This is a genomic window from Parabacteroides distasonis, assembly GCF_004793765.1.
Taxonomy (GTDB): domain Bacteria; phylum Bacteroidota; class Bacteroidia; order Bacteroidales; family Tannerellaceae; genus Parabacteroides; species Parabacteroides distasonis_A.
Genome location: NZ_SRYM01000094.1, coordinates 1 through 5,520 on the forward strand (window position 1 = coordinate 1; position 5,520 = coordinate 5,520).

The following is a 5,520-nucleotide window of genomic DNA, read 5'->3' on the forward strand; positions in this document are numbered from 1 at the left end:
GTGGACCAAATTTATTTAATTTTTAACTAGCTCCCATTTTTATGGGACACTAGTGATTAATTATTATGAAGAAGTTTGTTTGGAGTACCATTCTCAAAGTAATCATCGCCATTGCGGGGGCCTCCGGAATAACGACTTGTGGCTTATGAGCAAGAGGTATTGTTTTTACCAAAATTACAGGAGGTTCGCCAACATCGGCTATCATTACTATATCACCCGAGATGGCGAGCCGCATCGTTGCCGGCCAAAGGACCAGATCGGGGTACACGCCTCGGGCTGGAACGATCACAGTCTGGGTATTTGCTACGAGGGTGGGTTGGATGAGCGGGGGCTTACCGCAGATACCCGAACGTACGCCCAACGTTGTACCTTGATCGATCTCTTGCGACAGCTACGTCGCAATTACCCGTCAGCACGTAATATTAGGGCATTATCAGCTCAGCACCAACATTCGCAAGGCTTTCCCCTACTTCGACGCAGAGAAAGAATATGCGAAATTGTATTAGGCTTCGTGATATTTGAATAGGCAACAGATTTTTTCGTATGTTTGCGGACAATATAGAAAATAAACAAAAAGATACAACATGAACTATTACGAATTTAGTTTCACATACACCTCTCCTATCGAGAAAGAGATTATAAATGACGTGCTGGCCGCCGAGTTGGGGGAAATCGGTTTTGAGAGCTTTACGGAAAGCGAGAAAGGTTTGCTGGGATATATATCCGAGGCTTTATATGACAAAAAGACATTGGATGATAAACTGGCCGACTTTCCGCTAGAGAATACCCGGATCGATTACACCTCCGAATGGGTAGAAAGCAAGGATTGGAATGAGGAATGGGAGAAAAATTATTTCAAACCGATCCGGATCGCAAACGAATGTATCATCCGCGCCTCCTTTCACGAGGCGGAGCCTGGCTATACATACAATATAATAATAGACCCGAAAATGGCTTTCGGCACCGGCAATCACGAAACGACTTATTTAATGATAAACGAGATGCTGAAACTAGATTTAGAAGGTAAGGAGCTACTGGATATGGGATGCGGAACTGCTGTGCTGGCCATCTTGGCCCGGCTGAAAGGGGCAAAACGGGTAACAGCCATCGACATCGACGAATGGGCTTACAACAACGCCCTAGAGAATATCCGCCTGAATCATACCGAAGACATACAAGTAGCCTTGGGCGGCGCCGATAAAATCAAGGAATTCGGGCAATTCGACATTGTCTTCGCCAATATCAACCGGAACATCCTCCTGAATGACATCTGTCAATACACGACCTGCATGAAACCGGGAAGCCTCCTGTTTATGAGTGGTTTTTACGTAGAAGATATTCCGGCGATAGAAGCAGAATGTCAGAAAAACGGACTAAAACTGGATTCTTATAACGAAAGAAATAACTGGGTTGCCATGAAAGTCTTAAAAGGATAACTTTTTTTAACGGCAAAAGTTAAGACAAGGATAAACCTTAATCCAAATAAATACGTTATCTTAGTAGAAACTTCTAAAAAGAAAAAGTTATGAAAAGCGTAGATTCAAAATTATTACTTGGCCTTGTAGTAGGTGCGGCTGTTGGTGCCGCTGTAGGTTATTTGGCAGCGACAGATAAGAGAGAACAATTACTGGAAGAATTGAACAGTGTTGTCGGAAAAGTAAAAGAAGGCTTTAACTCCGCTCTTGAGAAGTACAAGGAAGGAAAGCGGGAAGTGATACAGGCAACCGAAGAAATCACCACAGAGTAAGTTTGTATGGAAAAGGATTCAGGAAAAATCTTCAGTGAGCTGAAAAAAGACGTTACAGCTTACATGGAGTCAAAACTTGAGCTCCTGAAATTGAGCGCATATGAGAGAACGGGTAAAGTCATATCCGTTCTCTCGTATGGTTTGATATTATTGTTCTTAGGATTCTTCGCCATACTGTTCATATTTATGGCCGTAGGATTTTTCTTGGGCGAATGGCTAGGTTCCTCCGGAGCCGGACTAGGCATCGTGGCCCTATTATATTTGCTACTTATCGGTATCATTCTATTAACGAAGGATAGGATAAGGACGAAAATAATCAATGAGGTAATAGCCGCGCTGTCGGCAAATGATGATAAAAATGAGACGAACTATGAGCAAGCAGCAAACCCCACTGGAGAGACTGATTTCTGATAAAGAACGCATACAGAGGCAATGTAAGCGGCAAGAGCAGAAATTAAATGAGGATTTCTCTTATATACAGGAAAACGCCGGAAGTTTGTTGTTATCGGGATTATCGTCTCTCATTTTTCCCGGCAATAAACCAACGGCAAAAAGCAACGACAAAAACACGGCGTCCATAGCAGCCGGACACCCCTCCATTGCTTTAGAGATCTCAGACTATTTATCCATAGCGAAAGGCATGATTCCCTTCGCTTGGGATCTCGCTCAACCATTTATCATGACGTGGGGAATCAAGAAAGCGAAAAAATGGTTCTCTAATCTCTTATTCAAGAAAAAGAAATAACCTCCAACAATTAATTTATGTTAGAGGGCAGGTTTTTCTGCCTATATTATAAGGCTCAATACAAAAAACATGACTACATTTGCAGTCGTTAAAGCAAGGATAAAATGATATATCTACTCCTTGCGATGGAATAAGAGATAAAAATAAAGACTTATTATTAATAAACCCATAAAAAGTTTTATTACAATGATCAAACTAGGTATTAACGGTTTCGGCCGTATCGGACGTATGGTGTTCCGTGCTGCAGTTGCTAACTTTGGCAACGACATTCAAGTTGTAGGTATCAACGACCTTTTGGATGCTGATTACTTGGCATACATGTTGAAATATGACTCAGTACACGGTCGTTTCGAGGGCGAAGTTGCTGTAGAAGACGGTGCTTTGGTTGTAAACGGCAACAAAATCCGTTTAACTGCTGAGATGGATCCTGCTAACTTGAAATGGAACGAGGTTGACGCTGACGTTGTTGTTGAGTCTACTGGTTTCTTCTTGACAGACGAGACAGCTCGCAAGCACATCCAAGCTGGCGCTAAGAAAGTTATCATGTCTGCTCCTTCTAAGGACGCTACTCCTATGTTCGTTTACGGTGTTAACCATACAACTTACGCAGGTCAAGATATTATCTCTAACGCTTCTTGTACTACAAACTGCTTGGCTCCTATCGCTAAGGTTTTGAATGACAAGTTCGGTATCGTTAAAGGTTTGATGACTACAGTTCACGCTGCTACAGCTACTCAGAAAACTGTAGACGGTCCTTCTAAGAAAGACTGGAGAGGTGGTCGTGGTATCCTTGAGAACATTATCCCTTCTTCAACAGGTGCCGCTAAGGCTGTAGGTAAAGTATTACCTGTATTGAACGGTAAATTAACTGGTATGGCTTTCCGTGTACCGACTTCTGACGTTTCTGTTGTTGACTTGACAGTAGTTCTTGAGAAAGAGGCTTCTATGGCTGACATCTGCGCTGCAATGAAGGAAGCTTCTGAAGGCGAATTGAAAGGTATTCTTGGTTATACTGAAGACGCAGTTGTTTCAACTGACTTCCGTGGCTGTGCTAACACTTCTATCTTCGACGCTAAAGCTGGTATCTCTTTGGATGCTAACTTCGCTAAGGTTGTATCTTGGTACGACAACGAGTGGGGTTATTCAAACAAAGTTTGTGAGATGGCTCGCATTATCGCTGGTAAGTAATTTATTACCACACAACATAGAAAAGGCTGTCCTCTTTGAGGATGGCCTTTTTTTTCGTACGTTTGTATCATGAAATCATATGAACTTATCACGATTCTAGGGCCTACGGCTTCCGGAAAGACGACTTTCGCCGCTGCTCTCGCCGCTCATTTGGATACGGAGATCATCAGCGCTGATTCCCGGCAGATCTATCGTTCGATGGATATCGGGACGGGTAAGGACTTGGCCGATTACAACGTGGATGGAAAACAAATCCCTTACCACTTAATCGATATCTGCGAACCCGGCTATAAATATAACGTATTTGAGTACCAACATGACTTTTTCCGAGCCTATGAGGGCATGAAGCGGAAAGGTAAACTTCCGATCTTATGCGGAGGAACAGGGATGTACATAGAGGCCGTGCTGAAAGGCTATAAGCTATTGGACGTGCCTCAAAATCCAGAACTAAGGGAAGCCCTTAGAAATAAAACCCTGAAAGAACTGGAAACCATCCTCGCCTCTTATAAGGTGTTGCATAATAAAACGGACGTGGACACCGCCCAACGGGCGATCCGTGCGATCGAGATCGAGGAGTATTATAAGACGCAGGCACCGGACATAAATGAATATAATCCGATCAACAGCCTGATCATCGGTATCCATATCGACCGGGAACTACGTAGGGAAAAAATATCCAGACGCTTGCGGACTCGATTGGATGAAGGAATGGTAGACGAGGTTCGCACGATCTTGGCCACGGGAGTTAAGCCGGAGGACTTGATCTATTACGGATTGGAATATAAGTTTCTTACCTTATATATTATCGGGGAGCTTTCTTTTGAGGAGATGGTCTCGCAACTTGAGATAGCGATCCATCAATTCGCCAAAAGGCAAATGACTTGGTTCCGGGGTATGGAACGCCGGGGTTGCGAGATTCATTGGATGGATGCCACTCTCCCGACCGAAGAAAAAATAGAGACAACCATGCGAATTCTAAATAATCAGCTATGATAACAATAAACGATCTAAATAAAAGTGAGAACTTCTTCTTGATGGCAGGTCCTTGCGTAATCGAGGGAGAAGATATGGCGTTACGTATCGCCGAGAAAATAATGGGTATCACGGAAAGGCTGCAAATACCCTATGTATTCAAAGGCTCCTATCGGAAAGCGAATCGCTCCCGTCTGGATTCTTTCACGGGCATCGGGGATGAGAAAGCGTTAAAGATCTTACGGAAGGTAAGCGAGACGTTTGATATTCCCACCGTTACCGACATCCATGAGACAACAGAGGCTGCCATGGCCGCCGAATATGTCGACGTCCTTCAAATCCCGGCTTTCCTATGCCGTCAAACAGATTTATTGGTAGCGGCAGCCGAAACCGGGAAGATCGTCAATATAAAGAAAGGGCAGTTCCTTTCGCCGGGTGCCATGCAATTTGCCGTACAAAAGGTAGTGGACGCAGGAAATGATAATGTCATGATCACTGAGCGGGGAACAACATTCGGCTATACCGACCTTGTTGTCGATTTCCGGAGCATCCCGCAAATGCAAACATTCGGTTTCCCGGTTATTATGGACGTAACCCATTCTTTGCAGCAACCGAATCAAACCTCCGGCGTGACCGGTGGATTACCCGCCCTTATTGAAACGATAGCGAAAGCCGCTATAGCCGTGGGCACAGACGGACTATTTATAGAGACTCACCCGGAGCCAAGCCAAGCCAAATCCGATGGAGCCAATATGCTCAGGCTGGATTTGCTAGAAGATCTTTTGACACGTTTGGTACGCTTACGACAAGCTCTGACATGATACAGATTTACTTCACACGCAATTAACAATTAAAAGAACGTGTGTAA

8 protein-coding genes and 1 pseudogene are annotated in these 5,520 nt (G+C 44.0%); all 9 read left to right on the forward strand.

What is annotated here, in order from left to right:
- Positions 1 to 65 precede the first annotated feature (65 nt).
- The 9 genes and pseudogenes from E5342_RS19915 to kdsA all read left to right on the forward strand — a co-directional run bounded on the left by E5342_RS19915 (position 66) and on the right by kdsA (position 5,473).
- Positions 66 to 149, forward strand: a complete 84-nt coding sequence (locus E5342_RS19915; protein ID WP_168354522.1) for a smalltalk protein — start codon at positions 66 to 68, stop codon at positions 147 to 149.
- Positions 146 to 506, forward strand: a pseudogene (locus E5342_RS18450) (N-acetylmuramoyl-L-alanine amidase). The gene E5342_RS19915 and the pseudogene E5342_RS18450 overlap by 4 nt, the downstream one beginning before the upstream one ends.
- Before the next feature lie 78 nt (positions 507 to 584).
- Complete coding sequence (prmA, locus tag E5342_RS18455; RefSeq protein WP_121736166.1) at positions 585 to 1,436, forward strand: 50S ribosomal protein L11 methyltransferase; 852 nt, start codon at positions 585 to 587, stop codon at positions 1,434 to 1,436.
- Between the two features lie 89 nt (positions 1,437 to 1,525).
- Positions 1,526 to 1,747 (forward strand): YtxH domain-containing protein, encoded by a 222-nt coding sequence (locus tag E5342_RS18460; RefSeq protein WP_121736165.1) that lies wholly within the window; start codon positions 1,526 to 1,528, stop codon positions 1,745 to 1,747.
- Between the two features lie 6 nt (positions 1,748 to 1,753).
- Positions 1,754 to 2,158 (forward strand): phage holin family protein, encoded by a 405-nt coding sequence (locus E5342_RS18465; RefSeq protein ID WP_121736164.1) that lies wholly within the window; start codon positions 1,754 to 1,756, stop codon positions 2,156 to 2,158.
- Positions 2,118 to 2,492, forward strand: a complete 375-nt coding sequence (locus E5342_RS18470) for a hypothetical protein (protein WP_121736163.1) — start codon at positions 2,118 to 2,120, stop codon at positions 2,490 to 2,492. The genes E5342_RS18465 and E5342_RS18470 overlap by 41 nt, the downstream gene beginning before the upstream one ends.
- A 186-nt stretch (positions 2,493 to 2,678) precedes the next feature.
- Positions 2,679 to 3,680, forward strand: coding sequence for a type I glyceraldehyde-3-phosphate dehydrogenase (gene gap, locus E5342_RS18475; RefSeq protein WP_135960032.1), 1,002 nt, complete (start codon positions 2,679 to 2,681; stop codon positions 3,678 to 3,680).
- A 69-nt stretch (positions 3,681 to 3,749) separates the two neighbouring features.
- Entirely contained in the window at positions 3,750 to 4,673 is a 924-nt protein-coding gene (miaA, locus tag E5342_RS18480; RefSeq protein ID WP_121736161.1) for a tRNA (adenosine(37)-N6)-dimethylallyltransferase MiaA, read from the forward strand.
- The gene (gene kdsA, locus E5342_RS18485; RefSeq protein ID WP_135960033.1) at positions 4,670 to 5,473 is read left to right on the forward strand and encodes a 3-deoxy-8-phosphooctulonate synthase; all 804 of its coding nucleotides are present in this window, start codon (positions 4,670 to 4,672) and stop codon (positions 5,471 to 5,473) included. Before miaA ends, kdsA begins: the two co-directional genes overlap by 4 nt.
- The last annotated feature ends 47 nt before the right edge of the window (positions 5,474 to 5,520 follow it).